The 25,044-nt window shown below is 26.8% G+C and carries 12 protein-coding genes; 4 read left to right on the forward strand and 8 right to left on the reverse strand.

Annotation, left to right across the window (positions count from 1 at the left end):
• Positions 1–384 precede the first annotated feature (384 nt).
• The 6 genes from CSPB_RS04765 to CSPB_RS04800 all read right to left on the reverse strand — a co-directional run bounded on the left by CSPB_RS04765 (position 385) and on the right by CSPB_RS04800 (position 14,757).
• Entirely contained in the window at positions 385–642 is a 258-nt protein-coding gene (locus CSPB_RS04765) for a hypothetical protein (protein WP_089193365.1), read from the reverse strand.
• Positions 643–871: 229 nt separating this feature from the next.
• A complete protein-coding gene (locus CSPB_RS04775; RefSeq protein ID WP_089193367.1) occupies positions 872–1,192 on the reverse strand; it encodes a hypothetical protein in 321 nt (106 codons plus the stop codon).
• The gene (locus tag CSPB_RS04780; protein WP_089193368.1) at positions 1,179–2,531 is read right to left on the reverse strand and encodes an esterase/lipase family protein; all 1,353 of its coding nucleotides are present in this window, start codon (positions 2,529–2,531) and stop codon (positions 1,179–1,181) included. The genes CSPB_RS04775 and CSPB_RS04780 overlap by 14 nt, the downstream gene beginning before the upstream one ends.
• A 452-nt stretch (positions 2,532–2,983) precedes the next feature.
• Positions 2,984–11,134, reverse strand: a complete 8,151-nt coding sequence (locus CSPB_RS04790; RefSeq protein WP_089193370.1) for a hemagglutinin repeat-containing protein — start codon at positions 11,132–11,134, stop codon at positions 2,984–2,986.
• A 9-nt stretch (positions 11,135–11,143) separates the two neighbouring features.
• Positions 11,144–12,850: a ShlB/FhaC/HecB family hemolysin secretion/activation protein gene (locus tag CSPB_RS04795; RefSeq protein WP_089193371.1), complete on the reverse strand. Its 1,707-nt coding sequence runs from the start codon at positions 12,848–12,850 to the stop codon at positions 11,144–11,146.
• Between the two features lie 587 nt (positions 12,851–13,437).
• Positions 13,438–14,757: an OprD family outer membrane porin gene (locus CSPB_RS04800; protein WP_089193372.1), complete on the reverse strand. Its 1,320-nt coding sequence runs from the start codon at positions 14,755–14,757 to the stop codon at positions 13,438–13,440.
• Between the two features lie 436 nt (positions 14,758–15,193).
• Here CSPB_RS04800 and CSPB_RS04805 point away from each other — a divergent pair, with 436 nt between their 5' ends.
• The gene (locus CSPB_RS04805; RefSeq protein WP_089193373.1) at positions 15,194–16,975 is read left to right on the forward strand and encodes a Na/Pi cotransporter family protein; all 1,782 of its coding nucleotides are present in this window, start codon (positions 15,194–15,196) and stop codon (positions 16,973–16,975) included.
• 105 nt (positions 16,976–17,080) lie between these two features.
• Here the strand turns inward: CSPB_RS04805 and CSPB_RS04810 are convergent, their stop codons facing one another.
• Positions 17,081–19,816 carry a M16 family metallopeptidase gene (locus tag CSPB_RS04810; RefSeq protein WP_089193374.1) on the reverse strand — a complete coding sequence of 912 codons (2,736 nt, stop codon included), beginning with the start codon at positions 19,814–19,816 and terminating at the stop codon, positions 17,081–17,083.
• A gap of 79 nt (positions 19,817–19,895) precedes the next feature.
• Positions 19,896–21,062 carry an NAD(P)/FAD-dependent oxidoreductase gene (locus tag CSPB_RS04815; RefSeq protein WP_161492188.1) on the reverse strand — a complete coding sequence of 389 codons (1,167 nt, stop codon included), beginning with the start codon at positions 21,060–21,062 and terminating at the stop codon, positions 19,896–19,898.
• Positions 21,063–21,171: 109 nt separating this feature from the next.
• On the opposite strand from CSPB_RS04815, the gene murC reads away from it, so the two are divergent.
• Genes murC through CSPB_RS04830 form a run of 3 tightly spaced genes read left to right on the forward strand, consistent with a single transcriptional unit; the run spans position 21,172 to position 25,017 of the window.
• Complete coding sequence (gene murC, locus CSPB_RS04820) at positions 21,172–22,479, forward strand: UDP-N-acetylmuramate--L-alanine ligase (protein WP_089193376.1); 1,308 nt, start codon at positions 21,172–21,174, stop codon at positions 22,477–22,479.
• Positions 22,476–22,820 (forward strand): hypothetical protein, encoded by a 345-nt coding sequence (locus tag CSPB_RS04825; protein ID WP_033916825.1) that lies wholly within the window; start codon positions 22,476–22,478, stop codon positions 22,818–22,820. Before murC ends, CSPB_RS04825 begins: the two co-directional genes overlap by 4 nt.
• Positions 22,813–25,017 carry an endonuclease MutS2 gene (locus CSPB_RS04830; RefSeq protein WP_089193377.1) on the forward strand — a complete coding sequence of 735 codons (2,205 nt, stop codon included), beginning with the start codon at positions 22,813–22,815 and terminating at the stop codon, positions 25,015–25,017. The genes CSPB_RS04825 and CSPB_RS04830 overlap by 8 nt, the downstream gene beginning before the upstream one ends.
• Positions 25,018–25,044: the final 27 nt, after the last annotated feature.

Below are 25,044 nucleotides of genomic sequence, written 5' to 3' on the forward strand. Positions count from 1 at the left end.
TTGATTTATCAAGATGATTAACAAATGGTTTTATGAAGATAAAGATATATATAGGATAGTGGAGGGAAAAAATGAAAAGTCTATAAAAATAATAATATTCCTCTTTATTATTATATGGAAAATCGGTAAGCCAAGTAAAAAACTGAGCTATACTTGAAAATAAAAATAACATTATGGACATAATAAGTAATTCTAAAAATATAACTATATTTTTTTTAATATCTTTTATCTCTTTATGTAATAACAATATCAATATAACATCGAAAAATAAAGATATTGCAAAGTAAATATATAAATGCAAATCTTTATCTGTAAAATAAATTAAACCTCCATAATACATTTGAAAATACAATGTTAATATGTATAATAACTTTAAATTGTTATTCAATTTTTATCCCTTTGAGTGTTATTGATATATTTAATTATATTTGGATAATAAATTTCAAATGGATGATAATTTTTTATATCTTTCCAGATTTTTATTGTTGTCATATCATAATCCCCATCCTTATTTAAAAAACCATTAGCCACTGGATCATTTGGATGATTTAGTTGCATTATAAATTCTGCTCCTACTTTTGATGTTGAATCTTTTAAATATGTAGCAGATTTTGGTGAACCAACAGAGATAAAATTTTTCATTTTTATGATACTTCCAAATTTTTAAATATTAAATTAAAATAATTACAACAATTTGTAATATAAAACAGCATAAAAATTAACAAGTACAAACAAACAAAAGGTTCTAAAATTTGAGAGATTAAATATATAAAAAAACCAATATTGCAAATTTTCAGTTTTAAAATAAAAATATATTATCAAAAATAGTAAATTTAATAATAAAAACAATATTATCAATAAATAAAATGGCTTATTTGATTTCATTTTTTATCCATTTTCTCAAAAATTTAAAAAGCAATATCATAAATAAAACAAAAATCTCAAGCAAAACAAAAAGAAAAGCCCCTATATATGATAAAAACATAGCATATCCATTAGTTTCGCCACCATACAAATTAAATACAATATTGAAAAACGATCCGCTTATTAACAAACCAATAGCAATTACTATGCATATATAATAAATCAATCGTCTTTTTATATCAAATTTATCAAGTAGTTTATTGATAAAAAATAGTATTATAAATATAATAAATATATTTATAAATATAACATATTCACCTAATTTCATTTTTTATTTGCTCCCAAACAGGTTTAGAGTCCATATTAGTATGGTCTCCAATAAGCCCATCATACCAACGGTTATTTGGTGTTTCAATTTTAATATTATTTATTTTAGAATCATCTATTTTATGCCAACCATCACCCATATAAATATTAATAGTATAATTTTTGAACTCAAATTTGCCACCCACTTGCACAATATCACTGCTATCATACACATTTAAAATATTTGCATTTTCAGTAAAGTTATCATAATTTATAAAATAATCATCCCTTACTGGTGTGCCAAGCATTATAAAATTATCTATTTTTTTATCTCCTTCATAAAATTGTGTAAAATCTTTTCCAACATTTCCGCCATGAGAGTGCATGACTAAATTCAATGCTTCGCCTTCTTTAAATTTATAATTTTCTACAAATTCTGTAAGTTTGATAGCTCCTCTTGCTCTTGCTTTTTTGTGATTTTCTCCACTCCATTTAAATTGATAAATAGGCTCTTTAAAAGTAGTTGATAAAGCTTCTATAAATTTAGGGTCTGCATCTTTTGGACTAGACCAAGTGCCATGTATAAATATACTTAAATTATCCCCCATATCTTTATCTAGCATAACAAACTCACTATTGTTTGAGATGATATATGGATTATCTTTATAGATAGAGTTTGATATAGGAGATATGGCTATAAATTCTTTATTATATTTATTTAACGAATCACTAAAATATCTTGTAGTATAATTTGCAAAATTTGAAGCATATTTTGTGTTATCATCTCTATTTGTAGTGATATCCATATTGTTTTTAGTATCAATAGCTCTACTTGTTTCATGAGCTATTACTTTTATAATATCTTTTGTTGAAAAAATATTTTTCAAATTTATATAACTAGTATCTGTTTGTAATGAGTAATATCCTTGTATATCTTTATTGTCATATCCTTTTTCATCCGTGTATATTAGTTTAGCATTAGTTGGTATGTAGCCTAAATTTGACATAACTGAATTTATTATTATTTTTGTAAATATCTCTTTATCTTGTATATTTGTATCGTTTGATGACAGATACTCTCTTATGACTTCATTATTATCTATAAGTTCTCTTACCCCTTGAAGCGTATTATAAGTTTTAATATTTTCTTTAAAAAAGTCACTAAATTTTGCTCTATGAGTAGTTACTATTTGTGTTATAGCATCTGCTATAGTTAAAGAGTCTTCATAATCTCTTTTTATCTCCTCTCTTCCATTTTCTGTTAAAAGCCTTGTATCAAGAATAGCCTCTACATTTGAACTTATACTTGTATTGTATAGGTCTTTATTTAATATGTTTATAGCAAACATGAACTTACTCATCTTTATTTAACTCTTTTTCTTTAAATTTCTTAATTGATTTATCAAGATGATTGACAAATGGTTTTATAAAGATAAAGATATATATAGGATAGTGGAGGGAAAAAATGAATAGCCAATAAAGAACATTGTCATGCCTTAACTCATAATTATGAAAATTATGTCTTTCTAAATATCCGGGACCATCGAGTCCAAATAATATAATACCAGTAAAACCTTGTGCAACAACTGCATATAATATCAAAAATAGACTAAAAAATATTATTTTTAATATAGAAAAGACATATACCTTAATGTTTTTAATATTTAGATATAAGAAAATACTCCAAATTATATATAAAAATATATAAATTAAATAAAAATAAATAGAAAATATGTAATATGTTGTCAAAATTAATAATGGACCATGATACATTAAAAAAAATAAAAAGAGAATTAAAATTAATTTTAGATTACTATTCATTTTTCATAATACCTTTATTTTGAATATATGATTTTATACTAGGAGAATAATTTTCAAATTTATGAAATTCTAAATCATAAAATGGACCATACTTTATATCATAATCCCCATCCTTATTTAAAAAACCATTAGCCACTGGATCATTTGGATGATTTAGTTGCATTATAAATTCTGCTCCTACTTTTGATGTTGAATCTTTTAAATATGTAGCAGATTTTGGTGAACCAACAGAGATAAGTTTATATGGTGTTTTTACTCCTTGAATGTAGTTTATTTTATTTGTTTTAAAGATATCTTCATTTCCTGCACTATGTGTTATTATAATAGTACCTGGCGATAATTGTTGTAGTTTATATGCTGTTAATACATCCTTAGTGGTTAAATAATTTGGAAACCATTCTATTATATCACCAATACCAGCATAGGTAGAAGAATTATTTATAAGTCCTACTTTATCAAAGTCTTTACTTATAAGTTTGGCACTATTTCTTGCGTCATCATAACTATTCATCATACCATTTATAAATACTATTTTTGTATTATTATTAATATCATCATATGTTAGATCTGTTTGTTTTCTTAAAGTTTCAAAGTCATCTTTATTACTTAAATCATACTCTTTTTTATAAACTCTACTGTCTGGTGTTTCAAGTATTTTTGTATTATCAGATAGGCTATTTATAATAGTAATTGGTAAATTCATATCTAAATGACCTCTACTTATAGCTTCCCATAATGTCAAATCTACAACCTTATGATCATTTATTTTATCAGATGTTAAAACCTTTCCATTATACATATAGACCTTATTATCCCCCATATCTTTATCTAGCATAACAAACTCACTATTGTTTGAGATGATATATGGATTATCTTTATAGATAGAGTTTGATATAGGAGATATGGCTATAAATTCTTTATTATATTTATTTAACGAATCACTAAAATATCTTGTAGTATAATTTGCAAAATTTGAAGCATATTTTGTGTTATCATCTCTATTTGTAGTGATATCCATATTGTTTTTAGTATCAATAGCTCTACTTGTTTCATGAGCTATTACTTTTATAATATCTTTTGTTGAAAAAATATTTTTCAAATTTATATAACTAGTATCTGTTTGTAATGAGTAATATCCTTGTATATCTTTATTGTCATATCCTTTTTCATCCGTGTATATTAGTTTAGCATTAGTTGGTATGTAGCCTAAATTTGACATAACTGAATTTATTATTATTTTTGTAAATATCTCTTTATCTTGTATATTTGTATCGTTTGATGACAGATACTCTCTTATGACTTCATTATTATCTATAAGTTCTCTTACCCCTTGAAGCGTATTATAAGTTTTAATATTTTCTTTAAAAAAGTCACTAAATTTTGCTCTATGAGTAGTTACTATTTGTGTTATAGCATCTGCTATAGTTAAAGAGTCTTCATAATCTCTTTTTATCTCCTCTCTTCCATTTTCTGTTAAAAGCCTTGTATCAAGAATAGCCTCTACATTTGAACTTATACTTGTATTGTATAGGTCTTTATTTGTTTTAGTTGTATCTCTATTTAGTCTAGTTAGGTCATCTGAGTTTAATAAATTTGTATTTGTTGATTGTAAATTTTCTAACTCATCTTTGTTTAAATTTGATATATTAGTATTAGCTACTATTAAGTTACCTTGTCCTATAGTTGCTAATGTCTTTGAGTGGCTATAGCTTAAATTTCTATTGTTTGAATACGAAGCTGATGAAATTTTAGAATTTATATCTTGTGTTTGATTAGTAGGTGTATTTGATTGGCTGTTTTGTTGATTGTTATTTGTTGTATTCTCTTTTTCTTTTGTATTATTCTTAATAGCATAGTTTGCACTTAAGCTTAAGTCTGTTCCTTTAGTATAGCTTGTATTTGATAAATTTTCATAAGTTAAAGTATTTGTTGTTAAGTTTAGGTTTTTATTATCTATAAATACTAAGTTACTATTTTTAGTGTTATCTTTATAGTATCCAGCTGCTATTAGTGAGCCTTTTAAATGAGTGTTATTTTTAGTGTTGATATTTAGCTCATTAGCTGTAATTGAGCTAAGGTTTGTTTGTTTAGTTATGGTATTTGAGTTACTTTGGCTGAAATTTGAGTTTATGTTTGATAGTTTAGAGTTATCATAGTTTATCATATTGTTTGAGATAGCATAAGGATTTGGATTATTACTTTGTGATTTTTCTCCACTTATTCCTATACCAGCTCCCATACTTTTTAATTTGTGAGTTGATAAGTAGCTATCTCTTTGACTAATTAAACTTAGGTTATTACCTACTTGAATGTTTGCTTTATTATCTGCTCTTAAATTTGCACCTTGTATAGTTGTATCGTTTGATGTGTTTATGTTTAGATTATTTTTAGCATATAGTAGTGAGTTATTGTGTATTAGGTTATCTATATTTGAATAACCCTGTTTATGATTTATATTTGCACTTCCTCCACCTCCACCATACATAGTAAAATTTAGACTTCCACCTAACTCTTTGCTATTTTCATTTGATGTATATGTATTGGTGCTACCGTTTATGTTTAGATCTTTAGTATCTATATTTATATCATTATTAGCTATTAAATTTGAGCCAGTTATGTTAGTGGATTTATCTTTACTAGTTGATAGATTTATGTTGTTTGCTTTTAAATTTGAAGATATAGATGTTGTTTGTTTAGTATCTAATTTACTTTGATGAGCACTTACATCTCCTACTATACCTACGCTAAAGCCATAAGTATAACCACTTGATGAAGACGTAGCTATTTGAGATGTTAGAGCTGTGGTTTTAGAGGCTACATTTGTAGTTGCTAGGGCTATGTTTGTTATATAATATTTTTCTTCATCTTTTATATTGTCTATTATATCTATTAAATCTTCTATATCGCTTTGATCTATGCCAGCTTCTTTATTATTATATCTTTGTTTTAGTTCTAATAGTTTTGCTTGTAAACTAGATTTAGCTTGTTTATATTCATCATACTCTTTTTTTACACTATTTAGCTGTTTTACTGCTTGTTCAAGTTCAATAGCGGCTGGGGCTATTTGGGCGTATTCGTTTTGGATACTAAGAGACAGAGCTACTTGAGCTTGTTTTAGTGTTGTAGTAGTATCAATTGTGTCAGTTGCATTTGAGATATAGATATTACCATCTTTTGATGTTAGTTTTATATCCTCAGTTGTGCTTAGATTTGAGCCTATGATAGTTATATCTTTTTTAGTATTTATATTTAAATTTTTAGCGTTTATGTTTGAATTAATACTATTAGTTGAAGTTGTATTCTTAGTAGCTTTTTCATAAGTTGCATTTGCTAGGCGAATTTTAGCTGATGTATCTTTTTTTAGCTCAGAGAGTGATTTAGGTTTAGCGTCTTTTAGTATATCTTGTATGTGAGCTATGTTTATACTAGTTTTTTTATTTATACTATAACTTTCGTGTGTGTTTGTGGCATTTAGTATACTAGCTGTATTTGAGTTAATGTTGATATCATTTTTACTCGATAAATTTGCTGTAATAAGCATATTGTTAGCATTTAGGTTAATACTATCATTAGCAGTGATGTTTGATAGTTTTGATAAGCCATCTAAACTACCTTGTTCGTTTAATTTAGCAGTATATATTTCTCCACCAGATGTGCCAAGTGTAGCTGTAAAGGTTAATAATCCTAGCGGATTAAAGCTAGATTTTTTATGAATGCTTTGCTCTTTAATACGTTCTTTAGCTGCTAATATATTTAGGTTATTACCTGCATTTAAATTTAGATTTGCTCCACTTGATACATCCGATGATATTATATTTAAATCATTTTTAGCAAATAGATTTATATCTTTGTTATCAGTGCTTAAATTTGAGCCTTGAATATTTGATTTTGCTAAAGAGTGTATATCAAGTGATCTTTTTAATCCACCTAAATTTGATTTACTTGTTTGATTGATGCTTTGATTTGAATATAAAGCTCTAGTTAAATTTATATTATTAGCATCTATGTTGATTGTATTAGTGGAATGTAAATTTGATCCTAATATAGTTGTATTTTCTCCTGATATAAGAGATATGTTTTTAGCATTTAGGTTTGAACTATTTACATTTTGCAATAAGGTTTGAGTATATGTAGTTTTTTTAGATAAAAAGCCTTTAGAAGTTATTTTTGATTCACTATAGTCATTATCAAGGCTTGATATAACATTTATATTATTTTTTGCATCTATTGCTAAATTTTCACCTGCATATATGTTTGCGCTATCTAGTGTTATATTATTATTTGATTTTAGATATATAAAATCTTTGGCATTAATATTAGAACCATTGTGAAATATATAATCTCTTTTGTAATACCCTCCATTTGTTTTAAAATCATAATTACCTTTATTTTGCACTGTATTTACAGATATATCTGCATTAGAAAGCATAGCAATGCTCTTAGCTGAGTTAATGCTAGCACCATTTATAAATATATTATTTTTAGCATTTAGATATATATCTTTAGTTGTTGATGATATATCTGATTTTTTACCAATATCAGTATATGTATAATTGCTTTGCTTTATGGTTTTTTTAGATGATAGGGTTGTATTATAGATATCATTACTAGCAATTAAAGATATTTTATCACCTTTTATTGAGCTAGATAAATTTTTTATATTATTATTTGCTTTTAAAATAAAAGCTCCACTAGATGTCATACTTGCTTGATGATTTGTTATATTGTCTGCTTTTATACTGATATTTGATTTACTAGCTATAAAGCCATAGTTTCCTAGATTGCCATCTATATCAAGTATGATATCTTCATCAGTATGTATAATAGAAGCAAAGTTTGATGGTATGGTATCTTTTTGCATAATAGATCTAAAAATAGAATTTCTAAAATCATAAAAGCTACTAAGTCTATTATGCATATAATCACTATTTGGTAAATCTTGTGTATAAATAGCACTGTTGTTTAGATAATAATACTTTGTATCGCTTAAAGCTACACTATTTGATTCAAATTTTGGATGTGTTATGATGGTTTGGTTTGAATTTTTGTTTAAAATTTTAGTAGATGTATCAAATCTAGAAAGATAGTTTAAAAAATTGTTGCTATATGCATCTGTAAAATTTGGCTTATTTGTAGCAAGTATAGTGTCATTGTATGAGCCATTGCTTAGTTTTGAAAGTTGTCCTGTTATCTTACTACCTGCTGCAAATATAGCCGGGTATCCAACTTCTGTATAGTTTGTATTTATACTACCTACACTTCCTCCGCGATCTTTCCATTTGCTACGCCTCAAAAATCCCCTCTTAACTTTTTCTTGCCAAACATAATTTGCATTTGATGATATGGTGTTTGTTAACTCAAGTCCTTTGTTGGTTAAATTTGTTTTATAAAGCTTTATATCATTATTAGCATACACTATACTTTTATCATTTAATAAATCATTAACTATGAAATTTATATCACTGCCTGAAACAATCTGAGAACTTCTAAATTTTGCTAAATCATTGGCATTAATGTTTTGTTTTGCTATGTTATAAATTATATTTCTAGTTTTTTCATGATCTTTAATGTCGCTAGTATTTATGTAAGCTACTTTATTATCATAGTCTATTGTTATGCTATCATATATATTTTTACCATGTGCTTTTGTATCTTTGTATAAATTTATTACATAAAGATCTTGTGTAGAGTTTATAATCTTTTCTTTTAGAGTAGTATTTATATACTCATTACTTGGATTTTTGTAGTTGTTGTTTATTTTATAAGTTTTTATTATATCATCTCTTAGCTTACCTATGTCTTGTTTGATTTTTATCTTATATCCTCTTAAATTTATAGTTTTTGAGTTAGAATTTGTAATATAAGTTTTTAACTCATCTTGTGAATAATTTTTTACATCTTTTGCTATGATACCAATGTCTTTACTAGCATAGATAAGTGATGAGGAATTGTCTATAAGTGAGGATTTGTGATCTTTTGTTTTATCATTTTTAATTTTTAAATTTAAAACAGCTATGATATTTGAGCTATCTTTGTTTAATACCAAATCTGCGTTGATATTTATATTACCATTGCTATAAATATCTGAATTTGAAATATTATTAATAGTATTTGCACTAAAAGATATATCTTTTGTAGCATATATATTTGAACTTTTGTTAATAATCTCATTAGCATTTAAACTCAAATTTGCATTAGATACTATTTTATTAAAATTATTTAATCTAGCAACAGCAAACAGATCCATATTGCCATTTGCATATAAGATAGAATTATTTATTATGTTATTTGCACTTATGCTTAAGGCATTGTTTGATATAAACTTAGTATTATTTATAAAATTTTTAGCTGTATTTATGGATATATTATTCTTAGCATAAAAGCCACCATTATATACAACATTATCATCCTTGATATTTAAACTCAAATCACTTTTAGCTTCTAGTGTTGCATGATTTTTGTAGGTGTTGGTATTTATATTTAATTTTTTACCACAAGCTATTAAACTATCTTTATTATTTAAATTGTTTGTGTTTATGGTAAAATCACCGCCTGATATGATATTTGAGCCAATATTATCAAGATTAATTGATTTTAAGAAAATATCACCAGATGATAAAATACTAGATTTGTTTGTATTTAAAAGAGTGTCTGAAATTTCAAGGTTGATATCTTTGTTTGAATGGATATTTGAACTATTTTGAGTGATATTTTTTGCTTTTAAATTTATAGAATTATCTACAATGATATCTGAATTTGTATTAGAAATTTCATCAGTGCTTGTGCCAATATCTTTGATATTAAGTTTAGTGTTTTCATTTGTAATAGCATCTTTTATATCTAAATTTAATTCATTTGATAAAATTTTGGAATTATTATTTGAGATTGTATTATCTATAAGTATAAAGCTATGATTGTTTGAAGTTGTAGATAAATCTTTATTGTTAAGATTTGAGTTAGAAGATATATCTTTACCTATTATAGATAATGTATTTTTTAAGTTGCGTGCTTTTATATCTAGGGCAGTATTTGTTTGTATTATAGCATTAGTATTATCTAAATTATCAGCCTTTAACTTAAAGCTATTTGCACTAATGTTTGCAAATTTTACACCATTTCCACTATTTTTTATATTTTTAGCCTCTATCTGTATCTCTTTATTAGATACTATATCACCACTATTTATAATATCTCCATTGGAGTTTATTTTTATAAAGCTAGTTGCTATAATTTTACCTTGATTATTTACCCCAATACCATTTTTGGTACCTACTAGCTTTATTTTATTAGCATACATTCCGCCAAGAGATGAGCTATCTATAGAAAATTTTGAAGTTTTTATACTATTTTCATTATTTGATAAGATACTACCATCTTTGTTAATAGTATTATCTCCAGTTATTATATTTATCTCATTTGCGTGAATGTTTGCATTTATCTTTGCACTATGAGTTAAGATATTTAAATAATTGCTCTCATCCTTTAAGCCTCTATTAGTAACTAAAATTTCACCTTTATTAACTGCTATATTTTTAATGCCACCATTTTCATACTCTATATTTCCAGTTGTTAGTGTTGTAGATTTAGAGTTTATAAAATGTGTGCCATCTATATTTATACCACTTGGATTTGCTATTATTAAATCAGCTCTATCTCCTGCTATTTCTATATTGCCTTGTAGATTAGTTTTTTCATGGGAATTTACTTTATTTACTATAAGTTTAGCACTTTCTTTACTTAGTCTTGGGTTAGCTTGGATTTGTCCTGCTGTTAGGGTGTTGCTTCCACTTCTAGAGTTATTTAAAATAGTTCCGCTTTTAAGAGTATTAAACTCTAAATATTCATTTATAGATACACCTTTAGAAGTTGGCTTTGTTATGTCTATTTGTATAGCACTATTATTTGTATTTAGTATAATTGGTTGATTAGATATAGGAGCATTAATATCAGCTATTATATTAGCTAAAATAAAATTTGGAAATATAAGGGATAAAGAGATTAGGATGGAGAGAGGTTGGTTAAAAGTTTTTAAATTTATGATTTTAGGTTTTTTAGTATTTAAAAATTTATAAATGGATAAGTTGTTGGTTAATATTTTATAAAGTAGAGATTTATTATTTAATGAATTGTTTTTATTATACAAAGCATATCCTTAAAATGTGTATGTTAGACCAAAGTTTAAAGCTACTTTATTGGTCTCAAAATATTCTGGCTTACTTAGTGCTTTACCAACAAAGATATCATATCCAAGAGAGCCACTTAGTTTAAAATTCCCTTTTAATCCAATACCCACGCCAGCTAAAGCATTTTTTGAATCATACAAACCAGCTTGTGGCGTTACCTTACCAATATCAAATGCAAAATATGTCTTATGATTATTTATATAGTCGTATTCTAAAGTATTGCGGATTAAAAACCCTCTATCTCCAACTAAGCTCATTTCACCATCAAATCCACGAATGCTATAATATCCTCCTAGACTTATACGCTCTTGCATAGTTAAAGGAGTGCCATTATACATAGCTTGAAATTTTAAATCATATGTTAAAGGTGTGTTGCTAGATGATTTGCGAAAGTGAAAATTTAAAATATATTTTTCAAACCTGCTAGTTCCGCCATTATAATCCTCTTCCGGTGCTCTTAGCGATCCTCTAGCACCTGTGCCTTTTTTATAAGAGGCGCCAAGTATAACAAATCCATTTTCTATATAAAACTGCGAATTTAACCCTATCTCATATCCAGCTGTTTTTCGCCTTTGATTATCCAACTCGTAATCTTGTATGAAATTTTTATTTTCTCTCTCCCAAAGACGAAAATATATGCTATTTTTTGAGATTTGATTACGATGATACAAATAATTTAGCGTTAAATTTCTATTTTTACTTTTTCCACTATATTTATAAACACCATATGCTCCAGCTATAGCTTGATCATAATTATATTTGTATTCGTTAAAATCAAGTGAAATTCTACCAAATGGCAAAGTAAAGCCATAATAAATACTATCATTGCCACCATTTTCACTCTCGTTGTTTACTCTTTGATGTTCGCCTCTAAATATATTTTTAGTGTATGATAGATATAAAATTTCATTAAGTCCTAATAAATTTAAGCCTTGTACACTTGTATCACCCTTGTACTTTCCAGTAGCGTCTGAGCCTGAGTTATCAAAGCTAAGTTGAGCTATTATAGGGAAAGATTTTTGTTTAGTGATATTAATATTTGTAAAATTTGGTTTTAATGAAGGGATGAGTTCTATGCCAACTTGTGCATTTGATGAGTTTTGAAAAACTTCAAGAGCCTGCTCAATATCTCGCAAATTTAAATCATCACTACTGACATTACCGCCAAATGCCATAAATACGGAAATTTTATCAGTTGTGCTATTGCTTTCGTTTATCAAGATTTGATCTATTTTTCCTTCAAGCACTTCAAATGTTAATGCTCTTTCTGTTTTTATGTTTTGATTAGGGATTATCACGCTTGTGGTTATAAGTCCTCTAGATATTATCTCATTACTAAAAGCAGAGTGCAAAATGGCTATACTCTTTTTGCCAAGACACTGCCCTTTTTGAAATTTTATCTTTCTAAGCACTTCTTTTAGGTAGTTTGAAAAGTTATCTTTGTTGTTGCCAGTTAAATTGATCTCATTTATTACAAAACAAGGATTTTCGTTTAAGATAAGTGAAAATTTATCGTGCTTGTTTTTTGGTTGCAAATTTATGTTTGAGTTTGGCATATTTTCTTGAAGTTGCTTTAAATGTTGCTGTTCATTTGCGAATTCTCTTTGTTGGATTTGCTTTTCGTTAGAATAAAGCAACGATACAACAAAAATAAAACAAAAGATAATCTTTAGCATTCAGCACCTAAAATAGTTAATATTTAATAAACATTTTATCTTTTATGCTATTAAAAATAACTTAATATGTATAATAATAATCATTTATTTTATATAAAGTTTAATTGTGAACTCACTAATAAAATTTAGTCTATAGATATTTGAAATTTATTGCTTTATAAATTAACTAATAAATCAAATCGAAATAATAACTATGCTAAATAACAAAAAGTATGAAATATATAATACACAAAGTCTCATAAATATTTTTTATTTTAATAACAAAAATTGGCTTTGTTATTTAAAATAAATAAATGATTTCAAATCAAATACTAAATTTGAGTAGTTTTATCAAATTTAGTATTAAAAAATACTATTAAAAAAATAATTATTTTATATTTTTATTTAATATAAATTCACTTTTATATATTTTAATATTTATTATTTTTATAAAATATCAAAGTTTATATTTTATAAATTTAATTCATTAAGATTATAATAAGTAAATTTTATAATAATGCCAAATTTACTTGTTTAAAAACTTGGCATTATTTATTTAGAGTTATAATTATTTTAATTAATCTTGGTTTTAAAAATTACAAAAAACATTAAAGCACATCAAATTTGTAAGATAATTTTATCCAAATTTCATCTTGCTCTGTAGTTTTTGCATCACTTTTGTTCGGGTCTTTTTCTAATTCAGAATAAAATACAGCAGCACTTAAACCTTTAACTTGTTTTACAGCGTAATTTACAACAGTAGCCCAACCTTTTATATCAACATCTTTGTTTGTTTTATTATTTTTACTATCTTGTTCGCCATTTACATAGTGAAATGCAGCTTTAAGACCATTTAAGCCAACTTGAGCAAAATTATACTCAAATAAAATCTTGTGCACATCCATACCTGCTTGATTAGTATAAACAAAAGGTCCTCTTATAGGAAGTGATGTATAAGTATTGCCGCCAAGTCCAACACTTATAATCGCAGAATCTTTGTCGCTAACAGTTGTATATGCATAGTACAAACTAAATCCATATAAATCCTTAAATCCAGCTCTAAGTCCTAACATATCGCCATCAAATCTCTCTTTATCAAACTCACCATCTACCCTTGAGCCATTATACCTAGCGTCAAAAACTAATTTAAGCATATCCAATGGAACTATGTAATTCAATTCTCCAAAAAATAAATTTACATCTCCATTACCATTACCAGAAGCAACATTTGTTATACGAGCATATGATCCTGTAAATGTTGCTTCTTGAATAGATTTATTTATGGCAGCTATAGTAAAAATATTATCAAATTCTCTTGAATATGGACCAACTCCTCCAAGAACTACTCTATCTTTAAATACAGGTGCTCTACCATCTTTATCGCCATCTGTTGACATAACAGCATTTGTTCTACCTTGAAATTTATAAAACCAACCAGCTTGAATCTGTGTATCTGGTAAATTATTATTATATACACTAACACCCTCAAACGCTTCTTTAAAAGCACGAGTATAGTTTCCACTAACAAGTGGCATATTTACATACTGACGACCAAATTTGACATCTGTTTTATCAAAAGCATATCCCAAATACGCCTCAGATAAAACAAATCCTGTAGCCCACCACTCTGCTCTCTTCATTTGTTTTGAATTTTGATCATCATCAAAAGGCGATGCATTGCCCTGCCCTGTTAAGCCGATCCTAAAACCATAAAGAGGATCTGTTACATACGACATTTCTATGCCGGTTGTAAGCATATTTTCATTATTATAAGGACTTCCATCATTTGTCTGATCTACATATGCAGCTTTTAACTCTGTTTTTAACTTTCCATTTACAAGGGCTTCTTCGAGATTCTCAGCAGCATTTAGAATACCAAATGAGCATAATGCCAAACAAACACCCAAACTTAGGTTGATATTTTTCATATTTATCTCCATTTATATAAAATTTATACTTTATTATACAAAAATTAAACTTAAAAATATTTTTCTGAAATAAATTATTAAGATTAAATACAAATTTTTATACAAAAATGTATTTTTTATGGTATAAAATAGAGCTTTTAAAGTTTAAGTTTAAAACTTAATAATGACATTTTAATATATCTATTTAAAATTTAAAATAACCACTTTTTGTATAAAACCTATTTGCATAAAAAGATAATTAATGCGATTTTAATATCTTACAAAATTATTGAGCTTATAATAGTAATCTTTCATCACTAAATTTTGTGTTTTTATATTTAAAATAAGTACTTTTATATATTTTCAAAATTATGAATAAAGTTTTATATATAGTTTAAATTTATTTTAAGCAAATTTTAAATAACTAATATTAAAATTCACACCAAAAGGATAAAATATGATAAAGAAATTTTTTAATTATTCTGTATTAGTAGTGTTTTTTATGCTAATTTTTAATAATAAAAATTTCCTTACTATCTGTTTTGGAATATGTCTATTTTTATACTCTCTTGAAGTTTTATCAAACAGCTTTAAGATGATAACTGGTAGTTGGCTCGAAATTTTTCTTAAGAAAGCCACAAAAAACAATACCACAAGCTTTCTTTTTGGACTTATTAGCACGGCAATAATGCAATCAAGCGGTCTTGTTACTGTTCTTTGCATTTCATTTTTAAGCGCAGAGCTTATAACACTTCTTTCTGGACTTTTTGTAATATTTGGGACAAACATTGGTACAACTACTGGTGCTTGGCTAATTGCAGGGATAGGACTTAAAATAGATATCGCAAACTATGCAATGCCAATTGTTATATTTGGCGTAATTTTTACCATAATGCGTGAAAATGCCATAAAAGGAATTGGTTTTTTCTTAATTAGTATTGGTCTTATCTTAATAGCTATTATGTATATGAAAAGTGGATTTGAAAGCACAAAAGAGAATATAGACTTGGCAAAATATTCAATTGAGGGTCTTAAAGGCGTAATTATTTATGTCATAGTTGGCACACTTATAACAGCTCTTATGCAAAGCTCACACGCAACACTTATGCTAACACTTGCCGCACTTGCAAATAACCAAATAGTCTATGAAAATGCATTAGCTATAGCAATTGGCTCAAATGTTGGTAGCACCATAATGGCGGTAATTGGCTCACTAAACGCAAATACAAATGGTAAGCGTCTTATGTTAGGTCATGTCATTGTAAATATTGTTGTTGCAATTATAGCAATAATACTTTTTAATCCTTTTGTTAATATCGTAGATATTAGTTCTAAATTTTTTGGTATCAAAAACAATGATTATATGCTTAAACTCTCGCTTTTTCACACATATTTCAACTTTATTATTATGATAATTTTTGCTCCATTTGCAAAGCATTTTGTAAATTTACTTGAAAAACTCGTCAAACAAAAAGACTATCATAGAAATCAAATAGATAAAGCTATATATTTAAATCAAGACGCCTTAACATCTATTGAGAGTTCAAAAAAACTTATAAATAAAGAGATTAGACATCTTGTAAAAAACACATACACAATCCTTGCAAAAAGCATAAGCATATCATCAAACGATATTAACAACAATCAACCAGACGAGATAATAAAACTTCGCCAAACACCAATCAAAATTGACTTTAAAGAACTTTACGCACAACGCTTTAAGCCAATTTATAATGAGATTATTGATTTTAGCACTAAAGCACAAAACTTTGATAAAACACAGAAATTTAGTGAATATTTTATGACTATTAGAAAAATATGCTTATACCTTGCTAATACACTTAAAAATATGGAATTAATACATAAAAATATATATTATTTTATAAACCACGATAATGAATTTATCAAGTTAAAATACGACTTACTAAGACTAAATTTAACAAAAACACTAAAACTAACAAATGAAATTTTACTTAACGATAGTTTAGATGAGGCAAAAGAACATTTAATAACATTAAAATCACTTAAAAAATCATGCAACGATAATTCATTTGATGCTATAAATAATCTTTTAAATAATGAGAAAATAACCTCATCTATGGCAACTTCTCTAATGAACGATAGCTCGATAGCGTGGGATATAACAAAAGATTTTATAAAAATTTCAAAACTTATTTTACTAAATCAAGGCAAATTTGACCAAACCGAAGTAACTAAAATGCTAGATGAATTGAAATAAATTCTTACAAAAATAAAATGGACTATTTTTATAAATAAATTAATATTTTCAAAATCATCTATCAAAAAATTTATATTTATACTAGATAAATATAAATTAAAACAACTACTTTTTGGGAGAAAATATACCAATAAACATTTTATTTGTATCAAAAAGCTCGTTTAATGCAGTTTTGATATCTTGCAAAGTTACCGAGTTTATGATTTTAGCCATATCATCATAGTTTAAAATTTGTTCATCATTTATAACTGATTGATTTATATGGTTTATTAAAAATGAAGATTTGTGCATATTTTTTTGAAGTGATATAATGGCTGATTTTTTATAATTTTGCAAATACACCTCATCAACAAACTCTTTTTGATATTTATGTATAATGTCTTTAGATTTTTCTACTATAAGCTTAGCATTATTTGGCGATGAAGAGTAGTTGATAATGCCAATAGATCTAGCATATGGTAGTTTATTTAAATCATAAGCTGCACTGATGGAGTAAACCTCGCTATTTTGTTCTCTTATGTTTTCTCTTAAAATATTGCTTAATATACTTGAAGCTGCATCAAAAATTACATCTTTTTGTGGGCTAAATTTGATATCACTATTTGTAAATTTAATCTGAACCAAACTTCTTTCATCATTAGATGAAAAATCCCCAAAAAAGCCATTTTTTATAGCCCTTATCCCATCATCTTTAATATTTGTAACACTTGCTTTTGTATCCATTGATCCTATATATTTGTTTATAAGCTCTTCAAATTTACTCTCACTCATATCGCCACTTACTATTAAGTTAAAATTATAAGGATTTGAGTAGTTAAATTTAATAAATTCTCTACCCTTATTTATATCAAATTTATTTATATCATCTGCGTCTAAGAAGCTCTTTTTTTCGTTATTGTTATAATATTTTTCATTATATTTTTTTAAAAATTTATACATAGGATTAGAATTATTTTTATTTAATGCATCTAATGATTTTATTTTAAATCTTTTAGCAAACTCATCACTAAGTTTTGGTGATTTTATATCCAAAACAAGCATTTTTAACATATTTTCAAAGTCATCTTTGGAACTCTCTCCCTTGTATCCTCTTGAAATTTCATTTATAAATTTATTCAAACTAAACATTTGACCTTTGGTTATAACATTTATCTCAAAATCGCTATATTTACCAACACCACTTCCATTTGATATATCTACGCTCATTGCAGGAAATTTAACACTATCAAGGTTGCTAAAACCACCTTTTGTGCTAAAAATATATGTCATTTTGTTTTTTTGCTTCTCATTTGGCTTATAATAAACATTTATGCCATTTTCAAAACTATATTTTATAACGCCGCTTTTATCAATCTTTTTATCTGTAAATTTAACACTTTTTAACTCGCCAACATCCAAAGAATTTGGTAAATTTACAGCGAAATTAACTTCGATTGGTTTTATTTCTCTAATAGCTTTTATCTCTTTGTCGTCAAAATCAAACTTTTCTTTTGTTAAAAACTCAACCATTACGCCATTTTTTTCAACCATATCTTTAAATTTAAAATTTATTTCATCTAGCGTAATATCGTTTAAAAGTTCTTTTGTTAGCTCATAATCGTCTTTTGGAGAGAGAAAAATATCACCATTTTGAACGAAATTTAGTATATTCATCAAATACTCTTTTGAACTTTGTGTTTGACTTTTTTTAAATTTCATCTCATTTAATGATAAAAAATCACTCTTTGCCACTTCAAAATACGATTTATCAAAGCCATCTTTTTTAACTTTATTTATCAAAGAAAAAATATTTTTTATCCCGCCAATATAATCATTTGAAACAACTCTTTGAGTAAAAACATTTAGTGATTTTTGATCAAAAAGATTATAATCATAAAAATAAATATCGTTTGTTATCAAGCCTTTTTGTGCTAAATTTGAACTCATTTGTGAAAAAAGCTTTGTAAAATACCTTTTTATAAGATACTCTTTATAGCTATTTTTATCTTTTATTACATTTGCTTTCCCTTCAAAATACACTCTTATACTCTCATTTGTAACTTCACTATCATGTGAGTTAAAAACTACAAATTTATCCCAAAAACCTATACTTTTATCTACATTTGGAATTTCTTTAGTATTTTTAATATCTGAAAAATTTTCACTTATAAGTTTTTTTACCTCATCAACATCAAAATCCCCAACTACTATCAAACTCATAAGCTTTGGCTGGTAATTTCTAGTATAAAACTCTCGCATAATTTCAGGAGTTGCACTTTTTACAATATCCATTTTTCCTATAGGAAGCCTGTTTAAATATATGCTATCTTTATAAATATAAGGCATACTTTGTTTGAAAATACGCTCAGAGCTATCTTTTCTCATTCTATCTTCTTCTATAATGATACCTTTTTCTTTTTGAAGTTCATCTTCGTTAAAAAGTGCATAATGAGCCATATTTTCTAGCACTTTAAAACCGCTTTGTAAATTTTGTTTTGATGAATTTATCTCTAACTTATAAAAGGTATTATCAAAACTTGTTGCAGCATTTAAATCTGCACCAAATTTAACACCAAGTTTCTCAAGCTCACTAATAAGACTATTTTTATCAAAATCCTTTGTTCCATTAAACACCATATGTTCCACAAAGTGTGCAAGACCTTGCTCGTTTTCTTTTTCATTTATAGACCCTGCTGCGACATTTAGATAAATAAGAGCTGAATTTTGCGGGGTTTTGTTCTGTTTTATATAGTAAGTAAGACCATTTTTAAGCTTACCAACTATCACAGAACTATCATTTTTTAACTCATTAGAAAAAATCAAACTAAAAGAAAGCATTACAAACATAAAAAATCTAATCATCTCTAACCTTTTTTATTTTGATTATATATCTAGATTTTCTATAAAAAATAAATAAATTTATAAAAAATAATAATTAAATTTAGCCGTTTTTGAAAAACCCTCTTAAATTATCTAGTATAAAATCCCATTTTCTCTCTATTAAAATTTTCATTATATGACCAAAATACCCACTTACTTTAAAGCCCAAAACCTCTCCAAGTGCATAATCATTGCCTATAGAACAAACACTTCCAAGAGATTTAAAACTAAATTTCTCAATATCTTTTTCACCATTTAATTTAGCTTGGATATTGTTAGCTACATATTTCCCCATTTTAAGGCTTATTTGTGCACTTTGTATATGAGGTTTAGAGTTTTCTAAAATAAAAGCAGAACTATCACCTATGGCATAAACATTTTTTTCAAAACCTATAGGATTAAGAAACTCATCTACTTCTATTCTTGATCTAATCTGTTTAAAACCCAAATTTTTAATCAAATCATTTCCCTTAGTTCCAGCAGTCCATATAATCGTATTTGCCTTAATCTCTCCTAAATTTTCTACAACTATACTATCGTTTGAAACAGATAATATTTTTGAATTTAAATATACTTTTACACCCATACGCTCAAGTTTTCTTTTTGCCATATCTCTAAGTTTTTCATCATAAATTGGCAGTATGTAAGGAAGCGCTTCAATAATGAGTATGTTAAGTTCATTTTCATCTATATTTATTTTTTTTGCATATTTTTTAAGCTCATTTGACAAAGAGCCAGCAAGCTCAACGCCACTTAATCCAGCACCACAAATTATAAAACTTAAATCTTTTTTATCGTTTGTAAATTTATAATTATCAAGTTTTTGATATATATCCTTTTTAATATCCAAAGAATCTTCATAGTTACTTAAAGAGTGAAGTTTTTTTACGCCTTGTATACCAAAATCTTCTATGCTATAACCAAGTGCTATAACTAGATAATCAAACTCATACTCGCCATTTTTTGTTTTAACCTTATCTTTTTTGATGTCAACTACACTATCTACAACCAAATTTATCTTCTCATCAATTACATCTTTTAAATTATAAATCGCTCTAGTATCGCATTCTCCACTTGCAACTTTATGTAAAAGTGCACTATGATAATGATATGAATTTGTATTTATTAGCGTTATTTCACAATTGTTAATACTTTTAGCTGTCAAATTTTTTAAAAAAGATAGCCCAGCATACCCAGCACCCAAAACTAAAATTTTATTTTTATACACCAAAAAACTCCTTTATAATGATAAGTAGATTATATCACACTAAATTTAAAGATAAAACATTAAGTCATTTTTGGTTACAATTATTGCCAAAAAAGTTTTAGGAAATTTTATGCAAAAAGTTCATTTTATAGGCATAGGCGGTATTGGAATTTCTGCAATTGCTAGATTTTTAAAAGAAAAAAATTTTATAATAAGTGGTTCAGATATAAAAGAAACACAAACTATAATAGATTTAAGAAACGAAGGAATTCGCGTTATAACGCCCCATAGTGCTGATATCATACAAGATCAAGATTTAGTAGTTTATTCAGCTGCCATAAAACCTGAAAATACAGAACTAATTGCAGCCAAAGAAAAAGGTATAAAATGTTTATCAAGAAAAGAGATATTGCCATTTATACTAAATGATAAAAGAGTTTTTTCGGTTGCTGGAGCACATGGCAAAAGCACAACTTCTTCCATGCTTGCTAGTTTAGTTGAAGGTTCTGTTATAATTGGAGCTATATCAAAGCAATTTGGCTCAAATATGAAATATTTTGAAAGCGAAAATGTCATTTTTGAAGCAGACGAAAGTGATAGTAGCTTTTTAAACTCAAATCCATATCTAGCAGTTGTAACAAACGCTGAGCCAGAACATATGGAACATTATGATTATGATTTAGATAAATTTTACGCTGCTTATACAGGCTTTTTGCAAAGAGCAAAAGTTAGAGTAATAAACGCTGAAGATGAGTTTTTATCTACACTAAAAATGGATTGCATAAAACTATACCCAAGTAAAGATATAACGGATTTAAAAATGGTTTTAAGAAACTATGAACCTTATATGAGTTTTAATCTTAAAAATTTAGGCACATTTGAAGTTTTTGGCATAGGAGAACATATCGCCATAGATGCATCTCTTGCTATACTTGCGGCAAATTGCGAAGTTGGTCTTGAAAGCATAAGAGAAAATTTAGCTAAATATAAAGGCATAAAAAAGCGTTTTGATATACTAAAAGCTAGTAAAGACTTTATTTTAATAGACGATTATGGTCATCATCCAACTGAGATAAAAGCAACTCTAAAAAGTGCAAAAGAGTATGCTAATATGCTAGGAATATCAAAAACAACAGTTATTTGGCAACCGCATCGCTTTACAAGATTAAAAGCAAATTTACAAAGCTTTAAAACATGCTTTGAAGGAGTAGATGATATCGTAATACTTCCTGTTTATTCAGGCGGTGAAGCCGATAATGGTATAAATTTAAAAAAAGAATTTAAAGAATTAAGACCAAATTTCGCAAAAAGAGTTTTTAATGAGGATGGAGCTATCACTTTTAATGATGAATTTGATGTAAAACACCGCATAGATGAAGGTTTGATAATAGGCTTTGGGGCTGGAGACATAACTTACCAATTAAGAGGAGAAATATGAGATTTATCTTAGTTTTAATTATTATAGTAGTTGCCATAGTTATTTATAGCATAAATGACGAAAAACTTAGCAAAAAATCAAAACTTATCTCAACGTTAGTTGTATTTTTTATCTGCATTTGTATATTTATATATGAGAGCAAAATTTCATCTATTAGTAAGCAAAAAATAACTTTAGTTACACAATTTAACCAAGGCAAAATTTTAAAATGTGGAATTTATGATGTAAATAAAAGTGGTTTTAACTACGAGTTTGGAACTTCAACATTCATACCAAAAAATGAATTTGTAAATTTAAAAGGTGTGATTATAAATATCAAGGATTGCAAAATAGATGAATGAGGAAATTTTCAAAACATTGGATTTGCAAAATTATATTGAGCATTTTAACTCATTTTTATCACGACCAAAGCCACTTTTTTTACAAGGCGATAGTAAGCTTAATTACGAAAAGATACTAATCTTATCAAATAGTGAATTTAAAGCACCTCCAAACATAACAAATTTAGATGATGCTCTTTTAAGACTTACCAAACAAGCAACGCTTCATATAAGCGAAATTTATGAATTTGCAAAGATAATAGGATATTTTGAGTATCTAAAAAAACTCAAATTTGAACCAAAACTTGATGAATGGCTACAAAAGATAGAAATACCCCAAAATTTAAAAGATTTGCCAGATAAATTTGATAAAAATGGCGAGTTTAAAGATGAATTAGATGATAGATTTGCTAGTCTAAAAGAAGCTTATAAAATCAAAAAAGAGCAGATAAATAGCGAACTTAAAAAACTAATTTACTCAAAAAGTTTAACTCCATATCTTGTTGATACACAAATTCACTACATAAATGATAGCGAAACGCTTCTTTTAAGAGGCGGATTTAATCACGCTATTAAAGGCAGTGTCATAGGAAGAAGTAGCGGCGGGTTTTTTTATATTTTTCCAACAACTATAAGCAAGTTAAAAAACGAACAAAGCGAAATACTAGATAAAAAAGAAGAGATTATTTACGAACATTGTGTAAAAATTAGTTCTATTTTGCATAAAAATTATCTGTTTTTGAAATTTATAAACCAAGCTTTCGACACTTTTGATGCTCTTAGTGCAAGAGCAATGATGGCAAAAAGCTGTGATTTGAGCTTTGTTTTACCAGATAGTTCCAAAGATATTATTTTAAGCGAATTTGCTCACCCTGCCCTAAAAAATCCAAAGCGAGTAAGCGTTGAGTTTTGTGGCAAAGTGCTACTAATAACTGGTGTAAATGCAGGTGGAAAAAGTATGCTTTTAAAGTCAATAATATCTGCAAGTTTATTAGCCAAATACCTTCTTCCAATGAGTATAAATAGCACTAAATCAAAAATAGGAACATTTAAAAACTTTGAAACAATCATAGAAGATCCTCAAAATGTAAAAAATGACATATCAACATTTGCGGGCAGAATGATTAAATTTTCTAAACTTTTTTCTCAAAAATCCATCCTTATAGGAGTTGATGAAATAGAACTTGGAACCGATTTTGAAGAAGCCGCAAGTCTTTATAGCGTAATGATAAACAAACTTATGCAAAATGATATAAAAATGGTAATTACAACGCATCATAAACGCTTAGCAATGTTACTTAGTAAAAATAGCGATGTAGAGCTAGTTGCGGCATTATATGATGAAGAAAAACGCTCACCTAAATTTGAGTTCCTAAAAGGCATTATAGGCAAAAGTTATGCATTTGAAACTGCACTTCGTTATGGCATAAGTCAAAACTTGGTAAGCGAAGCTAAAAAAGCTTATGGCGAAGATAAAGAAAATTTAAATTTGGCTATTTCTCAAGCTATAAATACACAAAATGAACTTAAAGAAAAAATCATACAAAATGATATAAAATCGCAAAAACTAGACAGACTGATATCAAATTTAAAAGACCAACAAGAAAAAAATTATGAAATTTTACAAAATAAGATAAATAAACTTGAAATTGAGTATTTTAAAGCTATAAATGAAGCCAAAAAAACTATAAATTTAAAAGATACAAAAGATAAGCAAAGAAGCATAAACAGAGCAAATGATTTAAAAAAAGCCATAGAAATACCAAAGTCTGATAAGAGTGATTATAAATTTAGTATTGGCGATAGAGTAAAATATAATAACATCAAAGGCGAAATCATATCCGTAAACAAAAGTGAAGTTACCATTTTAAGCGATGGTATAAAATTAAGAGTTTCGCTAAATTCTATAAAACCAAGCGTAAATCAAGCTAAAATGCAACAACCAAAGCTAAATTTAAACATACAAAAACCTAAAAATGCAAGTATGATACTTGATTTACATGGACTTAGAGTAGAAGCTGCCTTGCAAAAAGTTGATAAATTTATTTCAGATAGTCTGATTGTAGGTTTTGATGAAGTTGTTATAAAACACGGCATAGGCACAGGAAAATTAGCCTATGCTGTAAAAGAATTTTTAAAAGATCATCCAAGCGTAAAAGAGTTTTTTGATGCACCACCAAATTTAGGTGGATTTGGAGCAAAAATAATAAAATTATAAATGAAAATTTACTTTCAAAAAGTATAA

It is taken from the genome of Campylobacter sputorum (assembly GCF_002220775.1).
Taxonomy (GTDB): Bacteria; Campylobacterota; Campylobacteria; order Campylobacterales; family Campylobacteraceae; genus Campylobacter_F; species Campylobacter_F bovis.